Raw genomic sequence first — 23,280 nt, forward strand, 5'->3', positions numbered from 1 at the left:
AAATCATAGTTGGACAAATATCATTAATTTAATATACGAGAATAGGTGAACATTTTAGACCATAAGATTGATGTATACTTTGTTATTTTTTAATAGGTCATAAATGTGAACGGTGAAATAATCTTGATAAAGATCACCTTTGTTGAGATGAATGATTTCCTAGTAATAAGAAGAAAATGAAGGTAAAGGAGGGCTACTCCTTGAAGGAAAAGCCTAAAATTGGACTAGCGCTCGGATCTGGAGGAGCTAGAGGTTTTGCGCATTTAGGTGTACTAAAGGTATTGCATGAAGCCGGTATTCAAGTTGACTTAATTGCCGGAAGCAGCATGGGTGCCTTAGTTGGTTGTTTTTATGCATCAGGTTTAAGTATTGAGAGAATGCATCAATTTGCACTTGCATTTAAGAGAAAGTATTATTTAGATTTTACAGTTCCTAAAATGGGATTTATTGCTGGAAACAGATTGAAGGAATTGATCCGCTTATTTACACATCAAAAAACGTTTGAACAATTAAATATACCCGTATCTGTTGTTGCAACTGATTTATATAATGGTAAAAAGGTTGTCTTTAATAAGGGACCAGTAGCTGAAGCGGTTAGAGCAAGTATAGCGATTCCAGGAATTTTTGTGCCAGAAAAAATTAATGGTAGACTGTTAGTAGATGGTGGGGTAATTGACAGAGTTCCTGTATCTGTTGTTAAGGAGATGGGGGCTGATATCGTGATAGCTGTCGATGTATCACATGTAAAGCAAAATGAAAATATAACATCTATATTTGATGTTATTTTACAAAGCATTGACATTATGCAGGATGAGCTTGTACATCATAGAGAAATTGTCTCTGATGTGATGATTAGACCACATGTTGAACAGTTTAGTTCAAGAGCGTTTACGAATATTAAGGAAATTATTGAAATTGGTGAACAGGAGGCATTGCAGCATATAGAAAAAATCCATACATTGATATCGGCGTGGAGGGAGTCAAATAAGCATGAAACGTAATATTGTTTTTCGGTCTATTCTACTATGTTCACTAATCATCATTGCAGTAACATTTATCAAGCTTCCTTACTACGTAACAAAGCCTGGTATGGCTGCTGAATTAGAACCGATTGTTGAAGTTGAAAACGGCTATAAAAATGAATCAGGGAGTTTCTCACTTACGACAGTTCAGTTCGGAAGAGCAAATCCAATTACATATATGTGGGCAAAATTTCACGATTATTATTATCTTATGCCACTTGAAGATTTCAAAAGGAAAGACGAATCTGATGAGGATTATTTTAAACGACAATTGCATTTAATGGAAACATCTCAGGAGTCTGCAATTACTACAGCATATTTAAAAGCAAATAAATCAGTTTCGTATTCATTCCACGGCGTTTATGTTGAGGAAATTGTAAAGGGAATGCCTGCTGAAAATAAATTAAAGGTAGGTGATCGCATTTATAAAGTGGATCAATACTTATTTCAAACTGCAGAAGAATTTATTGAATATGTTGGGAATAAAGAGAATGGCGATAAAATAACGATATCGTTCGAAAGAGACGGAGTAAAAAAACAAGTAGAGGTTCCGGTTGCTCCGTTCGAGGAGGAGCCGAGTAAGATAGGAATAGGGATTTCATTAATAACGGATCGTGAATTAATCGTTGATCCGAAAATTAAGTTAAATACGGAGGAAATCGGCGGTCCGTCTGCAGGGTTAATGATGGCACTGGAGATATACAATCAGTTAAATAAGGAAGATATATCAAAAGGCTATAAAATTGCGGGAACTGGTACGATTAATCCAGAAGGTGAAGTTGGACCGATTGGTGGAATTTCACAAAAAATCGTTGCAGCAGATAAAGCGGGAATGGACATTTTCTTTGCCCCAAACGAAAAAGGGAAAAATACGTCAAACTATCAGGAAGCAATTGAGGTAGGGAAAAAAATTAAAACAAAAATGAAAATTGTACCAGTTGATACATTTGATGATGCTTTAGACTATTTACAGAAGCTTAAAGAAAAGTAGATATAATTGAAATAAAGACACTCATGAATGATGAAATCTTTCTTCATTTATGAGTGTCTCTTTATTAGTAGGACATTCGAATAGGCGGTGTTGTATATTCAGTTTTTAGTAGTCTTGAGCGCAGCGGTTCAGGAAAAATCATAAAATAGGTTGCAGCTGCTCGTAAATCTATTTCAAATAGCGGATGGTGAAAGCCTGAAACTTTTGAGATGATTGGTAGCTTAAGATTCTTCTTTATTGATCGTAAATATTCTTGTCCTCTTTCACTCATACCTAATAAACGAATATATGGAGAAGTCTCGTGTTGATTAATAAGATTCATTTCTTGTTTTGAAGTTCTTGTTAATATATGCATACATAAACGCTGAAGCCTTGTCCAAGTATATCTTTTTGTTTTTAGTTGTTCCATAAAATCTTGAAAGCAATGTGAATCAATAATTAACTTTAATACTCTGTTTTCTAAGCCCTCCTCTACTTCATAGATGGATTTAAGCTCTTCCTCTTTCATTGTCAAAAGGCTGTATTTTAAAAAGCTAAAATAATTTTCCCATTGATGGAAAACCCCATATTGCTCTTTATACTTTTCGAGAATTGTATATGTATCGTTTGGTACATAGCTGCTTATGTCTGCGTTTTGATCGAAAAGAGAGTTTCTAATACTTGTCGCACTTGCAATTGATGTTGACGCAAAATCCTTATCATGATAACCGGCTTTATATCGTTTAATCGTTAATGGTATCATGTTAGAGTTTAGTTTTGAAATAGCTTTAACATAATGAAATCCTAAAATATTGTTAGGCTGTGATAAATCAAGTGTATCCTTTCTATTTGAAATTTTTTGATAAGCGAGACTTAATGCTGTCGGATAATTTACACCAGTTTGCATGAAGTGCTTAATGTATTCCTCATATTGTTCAGATTCTTTTTGGAGAAATTCATTCGTATGTAAAAAAGGCGCAATATCCCCTGTCTCACTACCGAAGCATAAATAGCTACAATGTAATGCATCTAAAATTGAAACAGCACCATTCGCAAAAGTCTCAGCTTTCTGTGTAGCAAACGCATAGGGAAGTTCTACGACAAGATCAACACCGCCTTGAAGGGCCATTTTTGTTCGTTCCCATTTTGAAACTAGTGCAGGCTCTCCTCTTTGAAGAAAATATCCACTCATTACAGCAATAACAATATCTGCATTAGATTTTTTTACAGATTCTCTTAAATGGTATAGATGACCGTTATGGAACGGATTATATTCAACAACAACTCCTACAGCTTTCAATTAAACACACCACACTTCCTATCATGTTTTTATCTATTATAAGCGATTTAAAATGTAGGATAAACTATTCGAGGAAACACTTGAAAATCGAGGCCTATAGCATTAAAATAAAATTTGCTGGTTTTTTCATGAATTCGTTTTGTGCTTAGTAATTACATAATAGAAAGTCGTTAATTTTTTTATAGTTTTGAAAAAAATAGATAATAATGTATACTAACACTGTAAAGAAAAAATATTGACAAATATAAAAGCGAAGGCTATAATTACCTTTGTTGCCTTGAGGTGATATATATTGAAATGGACAATTAGTCAATTACATCAATTACAAAGCAAGGGATTGCAAATTGACGATGAAATTGATATGAGTGAACTTGTCACAGGTCAATCTGACATTCGTGATATTTCACCAGTTACTGTTAAAGGACGTGCAGATATAAGTTCTACGAGGGTAACTTTCCATTTATCAATTTCAGGTTCGATGATTCTACCGTGTTCTCGAACATTAGTGGATGTACATTATCCATTTTCAATTGATACAACAGAAACATTTTTATTAAAACCAACAGATTATGATACGGATGAGGATTATTATCTTGTTAATGGGGATGTTGTTGATTTAATTCCCATTATTAAAGAAATCATTCTACTAGAAATCCCAATGCAGGTATTTTGTGATGATGTTAAAAATGAAAAAGATGCTGCACCCCAATCCGGAAAGGACTGGGAAGTGATTTCAGAGGAAGAGCTTAATAAAAAGGTTGATCCTCGTCTAGCTGGACTAGCAAAATTTTTTGAAAATGACGAGAGCAAATAATTTGCTAGCTTCCAATACAAAAGAATTGTATCACCAATGATGTAATCGTTGAAATAGTCTTTAAGGAGGTGGGAATAATGGCTGTACCTTTTAGAAGAACTTCTAAAACAAGAAAAAGACTACGTCGTACTCATTTTAAATTACAAGTGCCTGGTATGGTAGAATGCCCAAACTGCGGTGAAAGCAAACTAGCTCACCGTGTATGTAAAGCATGTGGAACATACAAAGGAAAAGAAGTAATCAGCAAATAATTTTGTTTGTTGAAAAAAGAGTGAAGGTCAAATGACCTTCACTCTTTTTTGTCTCTTTTTAATGAAGTGTCTTGTTTACCTTTATTCGCTGTTTTCATTTAACATGTCTAGCTTTAGTAAATCTTGAATATTTTTGTGGCTTTAAAATGAAGGTAATAGAATAATGTAGTCTATCTTTTCTACTAGTTGCATATGTATAGAAAAAAAGTGACTATTGGAGGGATTTAAGATGACTACAACACGTCAAGATGCTTGGACACAGGATGAGGATTTATTATTAGCAGAAATCGTACTTAGACATATTCGTGAAGGAGCCACACAGCTTGCTGCATTCGAGGAAGTTGGTAGAAGATTATCAAGAACAGCTGCTGCATGTGGATTTAGATGGAATTCACATGTTCGAAAACAATATAAAACTGGCATCGAGCTTGCAAAAAAACAACGTAAAGAATTAAGGACATTACCGCAGGAGCAAGAAACTGAAAATCAAATAGTAAACGAAGCGAAAGAGGAACAAGAAAAACCTAGTGCAAGCTCAAAAAATACAATTAAGGAGCTCATTTCTTTTTTACAACAATATGAAGAAGCACCATCAATCCAAGAGTTACAAAAAGAAAATAAGCGGTTGAAAGATAAGGTTCAACAATTAGAAGCCTCAGTCAATAGCCTCGAACAAGAGAAAGAGGGATTGATAAAAAATTTACAAGTGATGGAAGAGGATTATCACGCATTAATTGAAATTATGGATCGTGCACGAAAAATGGTCATATTACAGGAAGATGAAAGAAATCGAAAAGTAAAGTTTCAAATGGACAAAAACGGTAATTTAGAGAGAGTTGAAAAGTAAAAACGGGCTATTATTAGCCCGTTTTTACTTCGCTAACGCCATCTGGAAACCAGACATAAGGATTTTCTCCTTTATCTCTTTCCATATCATATTTCACTTGTTTAAAATCCATTTTCGTCCAAAATTCCGCTGATTTAATCCGAGGGTTTGTTTTAATCGGTAATTGAAATGATTTTGCGAATTGGACAAGTGCTTTTCCATAACCTTTCCCTTGATATTGTGGTAAAACTTCTAGTTTCCACAATTCTAAATAATCTTGCTTAGGTTCGAAGTATTGATCAAACTTTTTGTCTACTCGGTATAAACTCATTCGAGCAACAAGCTTATCGCCGTAATAAATACCATAAAATGGTGAGTCGCTATCATTTTCAATAATATTCGCTTGGAGATCTTCAAGCATTGAAAGCTCCTGAATCCCATATTCTTTAAATTTTTTAAATTCTTCTAGCGTTTTATAATTGACTAATAATTTTTCAACTTTAATCAAGCTATAATCCCCCCTCGCCAAAAACTAACAGAACTGTTCATTAAAACAATATTTCGATTATAATGAAAATAACCCTATAAAATATTATAGCATGATATACATATAGTGGATATGAAAATGATAAAACGCTTACAGATAAGTTAGAAAGGAGTATCGCTTATTTTATAAGTAACAGAGTAAAATGTAAATTCGATATTTAACTAGACGCATAGCAGGTGGTAAAATGAAAATTGGAATCATTGGAGCAGGGTCACTTGGGTTACTATATGCTTTTTATCTTACAAAATTACAAAATCAGATAACTCTTTATACAAATAGAGAAGAACAGGCAGAGGAAATTCGGAGAAATGGATTAACTTTGATAAAGAATGATATCTCATTCAATATTAGTATTAATGCTGATTCTTCCTCTGAGTATAAGGAGGATTTTCTTATCGTTACTGTTAAGCAATATCATCTTGATAAGATTGCTGCAACATTAAAAAAACACTCTCCAAAAATGATTTTGTTTTTACAAAATGGAATGGGGCATTTGGATATATTATCCACATTATCAAAGGAACATCAAATTATTATAGGTGTATCTGAACATGGTGCATTAAAGGTAAATAATCATACAGTAATCCATTCTGGTATTGGAAAAACTAAAATAGCTTTTTATCAAATGAGAGAAAAGGGCATTAATAAACTTAATACATTAACAAGCATAAATGAGGGTGACTTTTCTTTTGAAACAGTAGATAGTTGGAAGGATATGCTAATCGAAAAGCTGATGGTCAATGCAGCTATAAATCCATTAACTGCTCTTCTACGGGTAAGAAATGGTGCATTAATAGAGAATCACTACTATAAAGAGATGTTGATGTCGTTATTTAATGAAATAATACAAGTTTTAGACGTTCATAATGGAGAGCAGATGTTGCAGCATGTTTTACATATTTGTGAAAAAACATCTGAAAATGAGTCTTCGATGTACAAGGATATTCAAATGGGCTCAAAAACAGAAATAGATGCTATTTTAGGCTTTGTAGTAAAAAGAGCAAAACAAAAGAATGTGAATATTCCACTTACTTTATTTTTATACAATGCCATAAAGGGAATTGAAGCAAAATGAACCATCAATATTCATAAAAAAAGAGATTTTTTTCATTTTAAAATGAAAATTAACAATAATACTAAATCCTAAGCAAAGTATTTTTTGTTTTTATGATTAAAATGCTATACTCATCCATGGTACCACTTTCATTACAGGTGGTAAATCTGGATGTTTGTAGATAAAGTTAAAAAATTGTTCTCTATAGTTTTTTGTCTTACAAATGATAATGTATGTAAAGGATGTCCATGTATAGAAGCAATCACATCCATGATTTACAAAGGATAAGAACTGTATAAGAACTATACATATTTTTAGAAAGGAAGTTACATATATGGAGATTCTTGAACTCTCCCTGCACTCTTCAAATCAATTTTTGGATCACTTCACAAAACAAACCTTAGATGTCTCATCCTATTTTGATTACAATACTCATTCAAAAGCGGTTTTTAAAGAAAGAGCTGCGGATTTAAAAAATCGTTCCTTTCAACGTGAAGAGCTAGTTTCATATTTGAAGCAGTACGCAAGGCGTTTCGCAAAAGAACAAGATAAAACATTTGAAAACATTGAAAAATTAAAAGATCCGAACAGTGTCGTTGTAATTGGTGGTCAGCAAGCTGGTTTATTAACAGGACCGCTATATACGATCAATAAAATCATTTCGATTATTGTTCTTGCGAGGCAACAGGAAGAGGAGTTAGGTATCCCTGTTGTACCTGTTTTTTGGATTGCTGGTGAGGACCATGATTTTGCAGAAATAAATCATATTTTTGCTGCAAAGGAGAAAATTCCGAAGAAAATATCAGTAAAAGACTCCCCACTTAAAAAACAGTCAGTTTCGGAATTACCAATTAACAAGCAAAAGACAATTGAATGGCTAGAAGAAGTCTTTGAAGTATTTGGGGAAACTGATTATTCAAAGCAATTAATCAATAATTTAAAACAGTATGTTCAAAAGTCGTCATCATATGTAGAGTTTTTTGAACTTGTTGTAATGGAAATTTTCCAAGATCAAGGATTAGTTTTAGTGAACTCAGGAGATTCTGGTCTTCGTCAACTCGAAAAACCCTGTTTTTATGCAATTGTTGAGCGAAATTCCAACATAGCCGATGCCGCATTAAAACAACAGCAATTTATGCGAGAACAGGGCTATCAGCCGATAATAGAGATTGGAAAAGATAGCGCAAATTTCTTCTATCACCATGAAGGTGAACGGTTTCTTGTGGAAAGAAAAAGTGAGGAAGAATTTTTTATCCCAGAGATAAATCTAGTCTTATCAAAAGCAGAATTACACGATTTAATCGAGGCGTATCCTGAAAAGTTTAGCAATAATGTTGTAACTAGACCTGTAATGCAGGAATTCTTATTTCCTACTCTGGCATTTTTTGCAGGACCTGGTGAGTTTACGTACTGGGCTGAATTAAAACAAGTGTTTTCTGAAATGGAAATGAAAATGCCACCTGTATTACCGAGATTAATGATCACTTTACTAGAAAGATCTATTGAGAGAAATATCCTTGAAGCAAGCTTGTCGCTTGATGATGTTCTACAAAATGGAGTCGAAGATGCAATAACAGCTTATTTAAAAGATGCTACCCCAGTAGAAATGGAACCATTGATTCATCAAGCAAAAGAGCAAATATCCGCTATTCATCATAATCTTATACGAGAAGCGTTGAAAATTGATCAAAGCTTAGAGCCGATGCTAATGAAAAATGGTGTATTTATTCAGGAGCAGCTAGAATTTTTTAATCGCAGTGTTGAAAAACGAATACAAGAGAAACATAATGTACAGCTTTCGAAATACCGCGAAATTGAATTATCTTTATTCCCAAATTTACATCCTCAGGAAAGAATGTGGAATATTTATTACTATATAAATAAATATGGCCCGCAATTTGTAGGAGATTTGCTAAACTTGTCATATTCTTTTAATGGAAAACATAAAATTGTCAAAATTTAAATTAAAGTTTTTTTAAAATCCTGTTTTTACAGGGTTTTTTTTTTGTGAAAAGAAATGTAGAATAGGAAGTGGAGATATGTGGGGGGAAGTGGTGACTTGAGGGTAGAAAGTGGGGGCAACGAGCATGTTTATGGGAGAGTACCATCACACCATAGATTTAAAGGGCAGAATGATTGTCCCATCAAAGTTTAGAGATGGACTAGGTGAGACTTTCGTCTTAACTAGAGGCCTAGACCAATGCTTGTTTGGTTATCCAATGAGTGAATGGAAAGTAATAGAAGAAAAACTAAAAGCCCTCCCTTTAACAAAAAAGGATGCTCGTGCATTTACCCGTTTTTTCTTCTCAGGAGCAATTGAATGTGAACTAGATAAACAAGGTCGTATCAATATTGCTTCACCACTTTTGCAGTATGCCAAGCTAGAAAAAGAATGTGTTGTTATCGGAGTTTCAAATCGGATTGAATTATGGAGCAAGTCCATTTGGGAGAATTATGTTTCAGAACAAGAAGATTCCTTTGAAGAAATTGCTGAAAACATGATTGACTTTGATATATAATGCTCCCTTAGGTAACAATGTATGATAGTGGACAAGCTATAAATGGATTTGAAATTTGAAAAGGTGGTACACAACAATGTTTGAACATACAACAGTACTTTTAAAGGAAACAGTTGATGGTTTAGAAGTAAAAGCAGATGGAGTTTATGTTGATTGCACATTAGGTGGAGCAGGACATAGCAGCTATTTACTTTCACAATTGTCCGAAAAGGGACATTTATATGCCTTTGATCAAGATGATATTGCTTTAGCAAATGCAAAAAAGAAATTAGCGAATTACGATGGACAAGTAACGTTCATAAAAAGTAACTTCAGGTACTTAAAAGAGAAGTTGACAGAGCAAGGTGTAGAGAAAGTGGATGGGATTATTTTTGATTTAGGAGTTTCTTCTCCACAGTTAGATACACCGGAGAGAGGCTTTAGCTATCACCATGATGCACCGCTTGATATGAGAATGGATCAGCAATCAGAGATATCAGCATACAATGTCGTTAATGAATGGTCCTATGAGGCTTTAGTCAAAATATTTTTTAAGTATGGTGAAGAAAAATTTTCAAAACAAATTGCTAGGAAAATTGAAACGTATCGTGAAAAGGAAGCAATAAAGACAACAGGTCAACTCGTTGAAATTATTAAAGAGGCGATACCTGCACCAGCGCGTCGTAAAGGTGGACATCCAGCAAAGCGAATTTTTCAAGCAATTCGGATTGCGGTGAATGATGAATTAAAGGTTTTTGAAGAAGCGATTGAACAATCAATTGATTTGTTAAAGCAAGGTGGCAGAGTGAGTGTAATAACGTTCCATTCCTTGGAGGATCGAATTTGTAAATCGGCATTTAAAGAAGCAGCAACTCCTCCAGAAATACCTCGAAATATGCCGTATATCCCAGAAGGATATGAACCAAAAATTAAAATTATAACTAGAAAACCAATTATTCCTTCAGAAAAAGAGCTTGAAGAGAATAATCGAGCAAGATCAGCTAAATTAAGAATCGCTGAAAAGATGTAGTGAAAACTTAAGAGTTAACAACTATCTTACTAATCGACTTAAAAGGAGGTATCATCAATGAGCAATTTAGCTACAAAAATTGAACAGCAAAAGATAGAGCAACAAAGACAACAAGTACCGGTACAAGAACCATTAGTAATAAGAAGAAGGGCAACGATTACCCTTGGTGAAAAACTATTAATTTTGATGTTTGTAGCCCTTTTCGTAATCGGTGCAGTAAACATTATTACGAAAAGCTATGCCGTTTATCAAGCGAATATTGAAATCCAAAAAACTGAAGCGAAAATTGATGAGCAAACTAAGCTAATTAGTGACCTCCATGTACAAGTTGAAGAATTGAGTACATATGATCGAATTTGGGAAAAAGCAAAAGAGTTAGGATTAACTTTAGACCAAAATAACGTAAAAAGTGTACAAGAATAGGAGCATTTTAGTAAAAAAGTAAATAAATAAAGGATAGAGAGAGCTGTGCCACATAAGACATATGTAGCCGGCTCTTTTTCATCACGTTTATAAATTACGTGATATAATAATACCCGATATGAAAGTTTTGTAGGTATGTTGATGACTAGTATGTAGCTAGAAAGCTTATTCATGATAATCTAATTCTTAGTGTAGTTTGCCAATATTATGTTTAAAGGAGTTACGTATGAAATTAACGCAAAAAAATACAAATATGAATAGAGGCGCAGCATTTTTATCATTGATTTTTGCCCTTCTTTTTCTATCTATATTTATACGTTTCTTTTATATTCAAGCAACTGGTACTGTCCATGGCGAAGTGCTTGCCGCTCGAGCGGAAATGCTTTATGAAAGTAAACGACCAATTGAAGCGAAGCGAGGTACTATTTATGATGCAAATGGCGAAGTGATTGCTGAAGACAAAGCATCATATAAGTTAGTCGCGATTCTTGATGATGAATTAACAACAGATCCAGATAACCCTCAGCATGTTGTTGATATTCAAGAAACAGCACAAAAACTGGCTCCTTTAATTGGAATGGAAGAAAGTGAAGTTGTTAAAATTCTTTCGAAAAAGGGAATGTATCAAGTTGAATTTGGTTCAGCAGGACGTGATATAAGTCAAACGTTAAAAGAAAAAATTGAGGCATTGAAGCTCCCAGGTATTACGTTTATTCGTGATACGACAAGGTTTTATCCGAACGGGTTATTTGCATCTCATTTAATAGGATATGCTCAAAAAGAAGAAGAGAGTTCCAAAGCTGTGGGAATGATGGGACTTGAAAAATCATTAGAAAAGTATCTTCAAGAAGAGGATGGATATGTAAAATTTCAAAAGGATCATTATAATTGGAAGCTTCCTAATAGTAATGATGAGATTGTTGCACCTAAAAATGGAAATGATGTGTATTTAACCATTGACCAAAAAATCCAAACATTTTTAGAAGACGCGATGAATCAAGTTGTCAATCAATATTCTCCGGAAAATATCATTGCTGTAGTAGCGGATCCAAAAACAGGGAAAATTCTTGCAATGGGTCAAAGACCAAGCTTTGATCCTAATAAGAGGGATATTACATCCTATGCAAATTCTGTTATTTCCTATCCGTTCGAACCAGGCTCAACGATGAAAATCTTTACATTAGCTGCTGCGATAAACGAAGGTGTCTATAATGGGAATGCTTATTTTCAATCAGGTTCATATGATATAGAGGGACCTCCAATAAAGGATCATAATGGTGGACGTGGCTGGGGTCCGATAACATATAATGAAGGTGTTCAACGATCTTCAAATGTTGGATTTTCGATTATAGCAGATCAATTACTCGGTACTGATCGACTCTATCAATATTTAAATAAATTTGGTTTTACGAAAAAAACAGGAATCGATTTACCTGATGAAGCGTCTAGTAAAATTAATTTTGATAAGCATCGTGACCAAGTTTCTACCGCGTTTGGACAAGCATCTGCAGTTACAGCTATTCAGCAAGTTCAGGCTGCAACAGCAATCGCTAATAATGGAAAAATGATGAAGCCATATGTGATTGATAAAATTGTTGATATTGATAACGGTAAAACAGTTAAAGAAACAAAGCCATCTGTTGTCGGTCATCCAATTACTGAAAAAACTGCGGATGAAGTATTATCAATTCTTGAAACGGTTGTAAGCTCTGAAAAAGGAACGGGAAAGCCATTTCGAATCGAAGGATATGATATAGCAGGTAAGACCGGAACAGCGCAAATTTCAACTTCAAATGGGTATTTATCAGGTAATGACAATCATATTTTCTCATTTTTGGGCATGGCGCCAAAGGATGATCCTGAATTAATCGTATATGTAGCCGTACAACAGCCGAAATTAGAGGGGAAAGCTGGAAGTGTGCCAGTGTCGATGATTTTTAATACAGTGATGGAAAATAGCTTAAAGTATATGCAAATTGCTCCTTCTAAAGAGAGTGATTCTAAAGAAGCTACAAATGATGCTGAAAAAGAGGAGTTAGTTCTACCATCACTTGAAGGCGCTACTTCGGCAAATGCAAATAAGAACCTAAAGGATCTTGGATTAACACCAATTTTACTTGGGAATGGAAACTATGTTATTTCGCAATATCCTGAAGCTGAAACACCGATTATAAGTAAGGAAAAAATTATGTTAAAGACATCTGAAGAAGTAAAAATGCCAAATATGATTGGTTGGTCAAAGCGAGATGTCATGAAGCTAGGTAATATTCTAGGGGTAACAGTGAAAACTGAGGGTTCTGGATATGTTGCAAAGCAGAGTATTAAAAAAGATAGTATTGTTAAAAAAGGTGATGTCTTAACTGTAACGTTGAAAGATGAAGAAGCATAATGACAAATGAATAGAGAAGGAACTAAGGGCTGATCTCGTCTAGAGATCACTCTTTTTTTGTGAGTATATAAAACTTTGTTAATGATCGTGCGATTATATAGATGTTCTATCTTTTTAAGTACAAGCATATATTTGAACGAGCCTAGACAAGGGGGAGAAATATATGCGGGTATCAAATGTAACTGTTAGAAAACGGCTAGTGTTAACGTTGCTATTTGGTTTTCTCATCTTTTTAATTATCGACATACGTCTAGGATATGTTCAATTTTTTCTTGGCTCCTCTCTTACCTCTGGTGCGAAAGACCTATGGAGCAGAAATATTCCATTTGAACCAGAAAGAGGAGAAATTTTAGACAGAAATGGCGTAAAGCTTGCAACAAATATGAGTGCGCCAACGATTTATGTTGTTCCAAGACAGATTGAGAATCCTGCTGAGACTGCAAAAAAACTAGCAGACGTCTTAGATATGTCGCAAGAAAAAGCATATCAACATATCACGAAAAAGGTTTCGATTCAGCAAATTAATCCAGAAGGTAGAAAGATTTCTCATGAAAAGGCGAATGAAGTAAGAGAGTTAAATTTAAAAGGGGTTTATATTGCAGAAGATTCAATTCGTTATTACCCTTTTGGTAGTTATTTATCACATGTGTTAGGTTTTGCTGGTATCGATAATCAAGGTTTACTAGGTTTGGAATCTTATTATGATGAGCAATTAAAGGGAAAAGACGGTTATGTGAAATTTTTCTCTGATGCAAAAGGACAACGGATGCCTGATGAAGCTGATGATTATACACCACCGATTGATGGGAATAACTTAAAATTAACGATTGATTCCCGTGTGCAAACAATCATTGAACGAGAATTAGATAATGTACAAGCAACCTACAATCCGGATGGAATCATTGCGATCGCAATGAACCCTAATAACGGTGAAATATTGGCAATGTCGAGTCGTCCGGACTTTGACCCAGCAGATTTCCGAAAAGTAGATCCTACCGTGTACAATAGAAACCTGCCTGTTTGGAGTACGTACGAACCAGGGTCAACTTTTAAAATTATTACACTAGCTGCAGCTCTCGAGGAAGAAAAGGTCAATTTAGAAAAAGATACGTTCGATGATGATGGTGCTGTGGAAGTTGATGGAGCTAGGTTAAGGTGCTGGAAAAGAGGAGGACATGGTCATCAAACGTTTCTTGAGGTTGTTCAAAATTCGTGTAACCCTGGATTTGTAGAGCTTGGTCAAAGACTAGGAGAAGAGAAACTATTTAAATATATAAAGGACTTCGGTTTCGGACAAAAAACGGGTATTGATTTGCAGGGTGAAGGAAAAGGGATTTTGTTTAATCCGGAAAGAGTTGGACCTGTTGAGTTAGCGACAACCGCATTTGGTCAAGGTGTTTCCGTAACACCGATTCAACAAGTTGCCGCCGTATCCGCTGCAGTCAATGGCGGGATATTATATACCCCATACATTGCCAAAGAATGGGTCGATCCCGTAACAAACCAAGTTATTAGTCGAACGACTCCTGAAGCAAAACGAAGAGTAATTTCTGAGGAAACTTCAAAAGAAATCCGCTATGCTTTAGAAAGTGTTGTTGCATTAGGAACTGGTCGAAATGCATATGTTGATGGATATCGTGTAGGCGGGAAGACGGGAACTGCACAAAAAGTCAAAGATGGAAAGTATATGGAGAATAACCATATTGTTTCCTTTATAGGATTTGCTCCAGCAGACGATCCGCAAATTGTTGTTTATGTTGCTGTAGATAATCCGAAAGGTACGATCCAATTTGGTGGAACGGTTGCAGCGCCGATAGTTGGAAATATTATGAGGGATGCATTACCTGAATTAGGTGTAAGTCCTAGAAAAGAGCAAATTGAAAAAGAATACAAATGGCTAGACACAAAATTAGTAGAGGTTCCGAATATTATAGGGCTAACGAAGAAAGAACTTGCAGAACAGTTCGTAAATCTAAAATTGGACGTGTCTGGTGAAGGAGATGTTGTTGTGCAACAGTCCCCAAGCGAAGGTGTAAAAGTGAAAGAAGGCTCCACTGTTAGAGTTTATTTAGGTGAGGAAAAAAATAAATCAAATAATTAAAAGATAGAAAGAAAGCATGGCCATCTTATAGGATGTCACGCTTTCTTTCTGTTTCTAAAATATTAATCAAATAGTAGAAAAAAACAATGAAAAACATTAAAAGTTATTTTACATAATTAATGATTGCAACCTTTTTTAAAAGAAATTACAATGAATGATGGCTCTTTTTAGTTAAGTAAGATAAAATAGGTACGGAAACCTTTCTTATGAATAGAATGATTGTTTCGCAACCTTTATTGAATAAGCCTTACTTACTTATTTCTTTGAAATTATAAGGAAAAGCAGAAGTGTCTTACAGGAAGGTTGAAAAACTGTGACCATTTTTATGTCTTTAAATGGAAAGGTATTTGTCACTTAGGGCTTTTTTTTAAATAAAGCCCACTTAATAAGTACGATGAAAAAAGAAATAATGTATATTATCCTTGGGTAAAGAAATGAAGGTAGGAATTTGCGATGAAATTAAATGATTTACTTACATACTTATACGGAAATCAAACTTTTCCTGAAGAAAATCCATCTATTACTTCTATTGAGATGGATTCCAGAGAGGTTAAAGAGGGAAGTTTGTTTATATGTATTGAAGGTTATACCGTTGATGGTCATCAATTTGCCAAAAAGGCACAAGAAAGCGGTGCAGCTGCCATTTTAGCTGAGAAGCATGTTGATGTTGATATTCCGGTCATTATTGTTCGAGATACAAAAAGGGCAATGGCTGTACTTGCAGACGCATTTTACGGCCAACCAACACATCAATTACATCTAATTGGTGTCACTGGAACAAATGGAAAAACAACAACAACACATATTATTGAGAAAATATTAAATACTGCTAAGAAGAAGACTGGGTTAATTGGCACGATGTACATCAAAATTGGTGAAGAATTACACGATGTAAAAAATACAACACCTGAGAGCTTAACGTTACAAAAAACATTTCGAGAAATGCTTGATAAAGATGTATCACATGCTGTCATGGAGGTATCCTCACATGCTCTTCATCTCGGAAGAATTCATGGCTGTGACTTTAATGTAGCGGTGTTTACAAACCTAACTCAAGACCATTTAGATTACCATAAAACAATGGAAGCTTATAAATATGCAAAAGGTTTACTCTTTGCACAATTAGGTAATCGTTTTGATTATAATCAACCTAAAATTGCTGTACTAAATGAAGATGAAGAGGCTTCTGAAGAATTTAAGAAAATGACATCTGCTTCGCTTTTAACATATGGAATTGACAATGATGCTGATGTTATGGCGAAAAATATTAAAATGACTTCTAAAGGTACTGAATTTACGCTTTTAACTCCAAATGGAACGAAAAACGTGACAATAAATATGGTTGGGAAATTTAGCGTTTATAATGTGTTAGCGGCTGTTTCCGCCTGTCTTGCTTCAAATATTGATTTAGAAACGATTGTTTCAGCTGTCGAAACAATGGAAGGTGTTAGAGGCAGATTTGAACTTGTTGATGACGGACAGGATTTTACGGTTATTGTAGATTATGCTCATACTCCGGATAGTTTAGAAAACGTGCTGCAAACGATAAAACAATTTGCAGAAGGCAAGATTTTTTGTATAGTTGGCTGTGGAGGAGATCGAGATAAGTCAAAGCGACCAATTATGGCAAAAATAGCAGCTGCTAACAGCGATGTGACGATTTTCACCTCTGATAATCCAAGAAGTGAAGATCCAGTCGAAATCCTTCGTGATATGGAGGAAGGTGTACCAAATGAGCACTTCCATTCCATTATTAATCGAGAGGATGCTATTCATTTTGCGGTAGAAAAGGCGCAAAAAGGTGATGTTCTTCTTATTGCAGGTAAGGGACATGAAACATATCAGCAAATTGGTGACACAAAGTTTGATTTTGATGACAAGGAAATAGCGAAAAAAGCGATTCGTCAAACGTTAGCACGATAGATGCTACAACAAAGAAATTAATGATATTAATAATTAACAAATCTATGTTTGATAAAGCGGGACAATGCTAATTTACTGTCGTTTTGTCCCCATCTTCATCATAGAATAGGTAACAAAGGATAGAAAGAGAAGTTGATATTATGAAGGAATTATTGGTAGGAAATCATATTTATGTTTGTAGTACATATGATATTCACGTAAATTACAAACAAGCGATGTCAAAACAAATGAATTGTGGGGGAGGGAGTATACATGCTTGAGCAGGTAATTTTAATCACACTTGTAATGGGATTTTTAATTAGTGTATTACTATCTCCCATCACTATTCCTTTTTTGAGGAGATTAAAGTTTGGTCAAAGTATAAGAGAAGAGGGACCTAAATCACATCAGAAAAAATCTGGTACTCCAACAATGGGCGGAGTCATGATCATTATCTCAATTATTATCACAACGATTGCAATGACAGGTAAGTTTTCACAGTTAGGCGTAGAAATGTATTTGTTGCTCTTTGTAACTGTAGGATATGGCCTATTAGGATTTCTAGATGACTTTATTAAGGTTGTCATGAAACGTAATTTAGGTTTAACATCAAGACAAAAATTACTTGGTCAAGTTATTATCGCTGTCATTTTTTATCTTGTTTTCACACAATACGGATTCCAAACAACGATTTCCATCCCAGGGACAGAGTTATCAATAGATCTTGGCTGGGGTTATGTTGTACTCGTCATTTTTATGTTAGTTGGTGGCTCAAACGCCGTCAATTTAACAGATGGTTTAGACGGATTACTTTCAGGTACAGCAGCAATTGCCTTTGGAGCATTTGCCGTTCTAGCTTGGAGTCAATCCCAGTATGATGTCGCGATCTTTTCAGTTGCCGTAGTAGGAGCTGTTCTAGGATTTTTAGTATTTAATGCACACCCAGCAAAGGTTTTTATGGGAGATACAGGTTCACTTGCTCTAGGTGGAGCAATTGTAACAGTCGCAATTTTAACGAAGCTTGAAATTCTCCTTGTATTAATTGGCGGTGTGTTTGTAATTGAAACATTATCAGTAATTATTCAAGTGATTTCGTATAAAACAACAGGAAAAAGAGTATTCAAGATGAGTCCCTTACACCATCACTATGAATTAGTTGGCTGGTCCGAGTGGCGAGTTGTTGTAACATTTTGGACGATCGGACTTGTATTTGCAGTGCTCGGAATCTATATTGAGGTGTGGTTGTAAGTGAAAATGATTAGTGAATATTTACATAAAGAAGTTTTAGTTATCGGATTAGCTAAGAGTGGCTTAGCTGCTGCTAAATTACTTTATGATCTCGGCGCAAAAGTGACAGTGAATGACTTAAAAGCAACTGAGGAAGATGTTGCTGTGCAAGAGCTAAAAGGTTTAGGGGTGGAAGTGATTTGTGGTGACCATCCTCTCTCTTTATTAAGTAAAAAACATTTTGATTTAATCGTAAAAAATCCTGGTATTCCTTATAAAAATCCGTTAATAAAAATAGCAATAGAAAAAGAGATCCCGATTATTACTGAAGTTGAATTAGCTTATAAAATCTCTGAAGCTGATATTATCGGGATAACAGGATCAAATGGGAAGACAACGACAACTACCCTTATATATGAAATGCTAAAAGCTGATGCTAAGAATCCGTTAATTGCAGGTAATATTGGAACTGTTGCATGTGATGTAGCACGTCAAGCAACTAAGGAAAATGTTATCGTGATGGAATTATCATCCTTTCAACTGCTAGGAACGATTGAGTTTAAGCCAAAGATTGCAATCATTTTAAATATTTTTGATGCTCATTTAGATTACCATGGCACAAAGGAAGAATATGTATTAGCCAAAGGGAAGATTTATGAAAATCAAACAAAATCTGATTATGCAGTTATTAACTATGATGACCAACTTGTATGTCAAACATCGGAAAAATCACAAGCGAATAAAATCTATTTCTCTACATCAAAAGAGCTTGATGGTGGGGCTTATATTAAGGACGAATTTATTTGCTTTAAAGGTGAGCCGATCATTAACCTGAAAGATATTGTATTACCAGGAAAGCATAATCATGAAAATATTTTAGCAGCAATAACAGCTGTAAAATTAAGAGATGTCTCAAACGCTGCAATTATAAAGGTACTAACAAGCTTTACCGGTGTTAAGCACCGACTGCAATATGTTGGTACGATTGAGAACCGTCGTTTTTATAACGACTCTAAAGCAACGAACATTTTAGCAACGAGTAAAGCATTACAAGCTTTTACAGAGCCAACGATTTTATTAGCTGGTGGACTAGACCGAGGAAATGAATTTGACGAATTACTACCTTATCTAGAACATGTAAAGGCAATGATCCTTTTTGGTGAAACAGCAGTAAAATTAGAAAGAATCGCAATTGATAAAGGAATAGAAGTGATTAAACGTGTCGATAATGTGGAACAAGCAGTGTATACGGCGTTTGATATTTCCGAGCAAGGCGATGTAATTTTATTGTCACCAGCATGTGCTAGCTGGGATCAATATAAAACATTCGAGGAAAGAGGAGACATTTTTATTCAAGCCGTGCATAAGCTTAAGTAAGGGCTTGTACAAACTTTTCTTCACGATTGTAACTATTCTATCATGTTCTTTCGTTTAATAGCCCTTAAATATACGGTACAGGGGTGTTTAAGCGTTGACAGCGAAAAGGTCTACACCAGACTTTATATTAGTTTTTCTTACATTACTTCTCTTAACAATAGGTCTTATTATGGTATACAGCGCCAGTGCGGTGTGGGCGACGTATAAATTTGATGATTCATTTTTCTTTGCAAAACGCCAGCTTTTATTTGCTGGAGTTGGTGTCATCGCAATGTTTTTTTTAATGAATGTAGATTATTGGACTTGGAGAACATGGGCAAAGATGTTAATTATTGTTTGCTTCTTTCTCTTGATTGCTGTTTTAATACCAGGCGTTGGGATGGAACGTAATGGTTCAAGAAGTTGGATTGGTGTTGGGGCATTTTCGATTCAGCCTTCAGAATTTATGAAGCTTGCAATGATAGCTTTTTTAGCTAAATTTTTATCGGAAAACCAGAAGAAGATCACTTCCTTTAAAAAAGGTTTAGTTCCCTCACTAGGGCTTGTTTTTACGGCATTCGGCATTATCATGCTACAGCCTGACTTAGGGACTGGAACTGTAATGGTTGGTACTTGTATTGTGATGATTTTTGTATCTGGTGCTAGAGTTAGTCATTTTGCTTGGCTTGGATTAATAGGAGTGGCTGGTTTTATTGCTTTAGTATTATCAGCACCATATCGTATTAAGCGAATCACTTCGTTTTTAGACCCTTGGGAGGATCCACTAGGAAGTGGTTTTCAAATCATTCAATCACTTTATGCGATTGGACCGGGTGGCCTTTTTGGTCTAGGATTGGGGCAGAGCAGACAAAAATTCTTTTATTTACCAGAGCCTCAAACTGACTTTATCTTTGCAATTTTAGCAGAAGAACTTGGATTTATTGGAGGCTCATTTGTACTCCTTCTCTTTGGTCTTTTATTATGGAGGGGAGTAAGAATTGCATTAGGAGCACCTGATTTATACGGTAGCTTTTTAGCAATTGGTATTATTACAATGGTAGCTATTCAGGTAATGATTAATGTAGGTGTTGTAACAGGTTTAATGCCTGTAACAGGAATCACCCTTCCGTTTTTAAGCTATGGAGGGTCATCGCTTACGTTAATGTTAATGGCAATCGGTGTTTTGTTAAATGTCAGTAGGTACTCAAAATATTAATTAAATAGAATGAATATAAATTATTTAGAATGTAGCAAACCTGAGGCTGACGATCGTATTGTGACAGATTAGGATGATAATGTAATCCTCGTATTTGTCCTTAATTGTCAGCCTTATCTTTGTGTTAAGAGGAGGAGCAAAATGAAAGTTATTGTTAGTGGTGGTGGTACAGGAGGACATATATATCCTGCACTTGCTTTAATTAATGAGATCAAAAAAAATTCTTCTGATGTTGAATTTTTATATATTGGTACTGAGAATGGTTTAGAAAAGGATATCGTGAAACGTGCTGGCATCCCATTTAAATCAATTGAAATTTCAGGATTTAAACGAAAACTCTCGACAGACAACCTAAAAACGATAGCCCGCTTTTTTAAGGGAGTTTCATTAAGTAAAAAATACATGAAGGAATTTAAACCTGATGTTGTAATTGGTACAGGTGGCTATGTTTGTGGTCCAGTAGTTTACGCGGCAACAAAACTAAATATACCAACGATGATTCATGAGCAAAATAGTCTTCCAGGTATTACGAATAAGTTTTTAGCTAAATACGTGGATAAAGTCGCTATTTGCTTTGAGGAAGCGAGAAAGTATTTTCCTAGCCAAAAGGTAGTTTTGACAGGGAATCCACGTGCATCAGAGGTGTTAGGACAGGATGCTGAAAAAGGGAGACAATCATTAGGATTAAAGGCAAATCAAAAAACCGTATTAATCTTTGGTGGTAGCAGAGGGGCAAAGGCAATAAATGAAGCAGTTTTGCAAATGATCCCTTTATTAAAAAATAAACCGTATCAGATTGTGTATGTGACTGGTGAAGTGCATTATGACAAGGTTATGAAGGAAGTAGAATTATTAGAAGACTCATCACATGTTATGATTAAGCCTTTTATTCATAATATGCCTGAGGTTTTAGCGAGTGTTGATTTAATTGTCTCAAGAGCAGGTGCTACCTCCTTGGCAGAAATTACTGCTTTAGGGTTACCGAGCATATTAATTCCAAGTCCGTATGTAACTGCAAATCATCAAGAAAAGAATGCTCAAGCAATAAGTGAAAATCATGCTGCAATGATGATTCGCGAACAGGAATTAAATGGGGAATTATTATTAACTCATATTGACGAAATTTTACTAGATGATAAGAAGTTAGCAGAAATGAGTAAGGCTTCAGCGGAATTAGGGATACCGGATGCTGCGACACGTTTATATCGTGAGTTGTTAGAAATCGCAAACAAATAACAACGGGATGAGGAGGTCTTTATGGCTACTTTATATCATGATTTGGTAAATGCGAATATTGGTAAAGTCCTTGAAAACGAACCATTGAAAAAACATACGACGATAAAAATAGGCGGGCCAGCTGAGATATTTGTTGAGCCTAATAGCATAGACAATTTGATTACTGTTTTAAAAATTATCAAAGAACATGGTGTGAATTGGCGTGTCATTGGTCGGGGTTCTAATTTACTTGTACCTGATAATGGGATAAAAGGAGTCGTCATAAAGCTAGGTTCTGGAATTGATACAATCGAATTAAATGATGAACTATTGACTGTTGGTGGCGGGTATTCAATCATTAAATTAGCTACGATCATTAGTAAACAGGGGCTATCAGGTTTGGAATTTTCGAGTGGTATACCCGGTTCTATTGGAGGTGCTATTTATATGAATGCAGGTGCACATGGCTCAGATATGTCCAAAATTTTAGTGAAGGCACAAGTCTTATTTGAGGATGGAACGATTGAATGGTTAACAAATGAGGAAATGGAATTTTCGTATAGAACCTCTATTCTTCAAAAAAAGAAGCCTGGGATTTGTATCGGTGCAATACTCCAATTAAAAAAAGGTAAAAAGGAAGATATTGTTGCCGCGATGCAGAGAAATAAAGACTATCGTAGAGATACACAGCCTTGGAATTACCCATGTGCCGGTAGTATTTTTCGTAATCCACTCCCTCATTATGCAGGACAGCTTGTTGAAGCTGCTGGGTTAAAGGGTTATCAAATAGGTGGAGCAAAAATTTCTGAAATGCATGGTAATTTTATTGTAAATGCTGGTGGAGCAACCGCAAAAGATGTACTTGACTTAATTGCACATGTTAAAGAAGTCATTTTAGAAAAGAATAACATTAAATTGGATACAGAAGTTGAAATAATTGGGACAAATTAAAGATAACATCCCCAAAGTTTGGATTACCTATGGTATAATGACAATGAAAAAACGCTTGAGATTAGACTATATTCTGTCTGAAATAATAAACGGCATCCAGTATGCCGTTTATTTTGTCAAAAGTAGTATTTGTATGATTCCGAAAAAAAGTAACATAAAATATGTTGGGTTTTTTCGCAATCAATACG

At 35.0% G+C, this 23,280-nt stretch carries 20 protein-coding genes; 18 read left to right on the forward strand and 2 right to left on the reverse strand.

Annotated elements, in window-relative coordinates; translation table 11 throughout:
- Window positions 1-176 precede the first annotated feature (176 nt).
- Both HU235_RS03560 and HU235_RS03565 read left to right on the forward strand, forming a co-directional pair.
- Entirely contained in the window at window positions 177-1,001 is an 825-nt protein-coding gene (locus HU235_RS03560; RefSeq protein WP_174879357.1) for a patatin-like phospholipase family protein, read from the forward strand.
- Window positions 991-2,013 carry a SepM family pheromone-processing serine protease gene (locus tag HU235_RS03565; RefSeq protein WP_174879358.1) on the forward strand — a complete coding sequence of 341 codons (1,023 nt, stop codon included), beginning with the start codon at window positions 991-993 and terminating at the stop codon, window positions 2,011-2,013. The genes HU235_RS03560 and HU235_RS03565 overlap by 11 nt, the downstream gene beginning before the upstream one ends.
- Before the next feature lie 64 nt (window positions 2,014-2,077).
- Here the strand turns inward: HU235_RS03565 and HU235_RS03570 are convergent, their stop codons facing one another.
- Window positions 2,078-3,292, reverse strand: coding sequence for a nucleotidyltransferase (locus HU235_RS03570; protein ID WP_095298894.1), 1,215 nt, complete (start codon window positions 3,290-3,292; stop codon window positions 2,078-2,080).
- A gap of 292 nt (window positions 3,293-3,584) precedes the next feature.
- Here HU235_RS03570 and HU235_RS03575 point away from each other — a divergent pair, with 292 nt between their 5' ends.
- From HU235_RS03575 to HU235_RS03585, 3 genes are all read left to right on the forward strand, one after another.
- Window positions 3,585-4,106 carry a YceD family protein gene (locus HU235_RS03575; protein WP_095298892.1) on the forward strand — a complete coding sequence of 174 codons (522 nt, stop codon included), beginning with the start codon at window positions 3,585-3,587 and terminating at the stop codon, window positions 4,104-4,106.
- A gap of 77 nt (window positions 4,107-4,183) precedes the next feature.
- Window positions 4,184-4,357, forward strand: a complete 174-nt coding sequence (gene rpmF, locus HU235_RS03580) for a 50S ribosomal protein L32 (RefSeq protein ID WP_095298890.1) — start codon at window positions 4,184-4,186, stop codon at window positions 4,355-4,357.
- A gap of 229 nt (window positions 4,358-4,586) precedes the next feature.
- Entirely contained in the window at window positions 4,587-5,204 is a 618-nt protein-coding gene (locus HU235_RS03585) for an RsfA family transcriptional regulator (protein ID WP_095298888.1), read from the forward strand.
- Between the two features lie 13 nt (window positions 5,205-5,217).
- On the opposite strand, the gene HU235_RS03590 is transcribed toward HU235_RS03585, so the two are convergent.
- Window positions 5,218-5,691, reverse strand: a complete 474-nt coding sequence (locus tag HU235_RS03590; protein WP_145582225.1) for an N-acetyltransferase — start codon at window positions 5,689-5,691, stop codon at window positions 5,218-5,220.
- 223 nt (window positions 5,692-5,914) lie between these two features.
- Here HU235_RS03590 and HU235_RS03595 point away from each other — a divergent pair, with 223 nt between their 5' ends.
- The 13 genes from HU235_RS03595 (at window position 5,915) to murB (ending at window position 23,092) form a co-directional block, all read left to right on the forward strand.
- Entirely contained in the window at window positions 5,915-6,805 is an 891-nt protein-coding gene (locus HU235_RS03595) for a 2-dehydropantoate 2-reductase (RefSeq protein WP_174879359.1), read from the forward strand.
- A gap of 313 nt (window positions 6,806-7,118) precedes the next feature.
- A complete protein-coding gene (gene bshC / locus HU235_RS03600) occupies window positions 7,119-8,747 on the forward strand; it encodes a bacillithiol biosynthesis cysteine-adding enzyme BshC (RefSeq protein WP_174879360.1) in 1,629 nt (542 codons plus the stop codon).
- 124 nt (window positions 8,748-8,871) lie between these two features.
- Window positions 8,872-9,303: a division/cell wall cluster transcriptional repressor MraZ gene (gene mraZ, locus HU235_RS03605; RefSeq protein ID WP_095298880.1), complete on the forward strand. Its 432-nt coding sequence runs from the start codon at window positions 8,872-8,874 to the stop codon at window positions 9,301-9,303.
- A gap of 76 nt (window positions 9,304-9,379) precedes the next feature.
- Window positions 9,380-10,312, forward strand: coding sequence for a 16S rRNA (cytosine(1402)-N(4))-methyltransferase RsmH (gene rsmH, locus HU235_RS03610; RefSeq protein WP_145582222.1), 933 nt, complete (start codon window positions 9,380-9,382; stop codon window positions 10,310-10,312).
- A 57-nt stretch (window positions 10,313-10,369) separates the two neighbouring features.
- Complete coding sequence (ftsL, locus tag HU235_RS03615; RefSeq protein ID WP_174879361.1) at window positions 10,370-10,735, forward strand: cell division protein FtsL; 366 nt, start codon at window positions 10,370-10,372, stop codon at window positions 10,733-10,735.
- Between the two features lie 226 nt (window positions 10,736-10,961).
- Window positions 10,962-13,124 carry a penicillin-binding protein gene (locus HU235_RS03620; RefSeq protein ID WP_174879362.1) on the forward strand — a complete coding sequence of 721 codons (2,163 nt, stop codon included), beginning with the start codon at window positions 10,962-10,964 and terminating at the stop codon, window positions 13,122-13,124.
- 163 nt (window positions 13,125-13,287) lie between these two features.
- Window positions 13,288-15,225: a stage V sporulation protein D gene (locus HU235_RS03625; RefSeq protein ID WP_174879363.1), complete on the forward strand. Its 1,938-nt coding sequence runs from the start codon at window positions 13,288-13,290 to the stop codon at window positions 15,223-15,225.
- Window positions 15,226-15,678: 453 nt separating this feature from the next.
- On the forward strand, window positions 15,679-17,148 hold the full coding sequence (locus tag HU235_RS03630) for a UDP-N-acetylmuramoyl-L-alanyl-D-glutamate--2,6-diaminopimelate ligase (RefSeq protein ID WP_174879364.1): 1,470 nt from the start codon (window positions 15,679-15,681) through the stop codon (window positions 17,146-17,148).
- Window positions 17,149-17,400: 252 nt separating this feature from the next.
- The gene (mraY, locus tag HU235_RS03635) at window positions 17,401-18,375 is read left to right on the forward strand and encodes a phospho-N-acetylmuramoyl-pentapeptide-transferase (protein WP_095298868.1); all 975 of its coding nucleotides are present in this window, start codon (window positions 17,401-17,403) and stop codon (window positions 18,373-18,375) included.
- Complete coding sequence (murD, locus tag HU235_RS03640; protein ID WP_370877271.1) at window positions 18,376-19,731, forward strand: UDP-N-acetylmuramoyl-L-alanine--D-glutamate ligase; 1,356 nt, start codon at window positions 18,376-18,378, stop codon at window positions 19,729-19,731.
- A gap of 94 nt (window positions 19,732-19,825) precedes the next feature.
- The gene (gene spoVE, locus HU235_RS03645) at window positions 19,826-20,926 is read left to right on the forward strand and encodes a stage V sporulation protein E (RefSeq protein WP_145582216.1); all 1,101 of its coding nucleotides are present in this window, start codon (window positions 19,826-19,828) and stop codon (window positions 20,924-20,926) included.
- 141 nt (window positions 20,927-21,067) lie between these two features.
- Window positions 21,068-22,162 (forward strand): undecaprenyldiphospho-muramoylpentapeptide beta-N-acetylglucosaminyltransferase, encoded by a 1,095-nt coding sequence (murG, locus tag HU235_RS03650; protein WP_174879365.1) that lies wholly within the window; start codon window positions 21,068-21,070, stop codon window positions 22,160-22,162.
- A gap of 21 nt (window positions 22,163-22,183) precedes the next feature.
- Complete coding sequence (murB, locus tag HU235_RS03655) at window positions 22,184-23,092, forward strand: UDP-N-acetylmuramate dehydrogenase (protein ID WP_174879366.1); 909 nt, start codon at window positions 22,184-22,186, stop codon at window positions 23,090-23,092.
- Window positions 23,093-23,280: the final 188 nt, after the last annotated feature.

Source organism: Metabacillus niabensis (assembly GCF_902829255.1).
Taxonomy (GTDB): Bacteria; Bacillota; Bacilli; order Bacillales; family Bacillaceae; genus Metabacillus; species Metabacillus niabensis.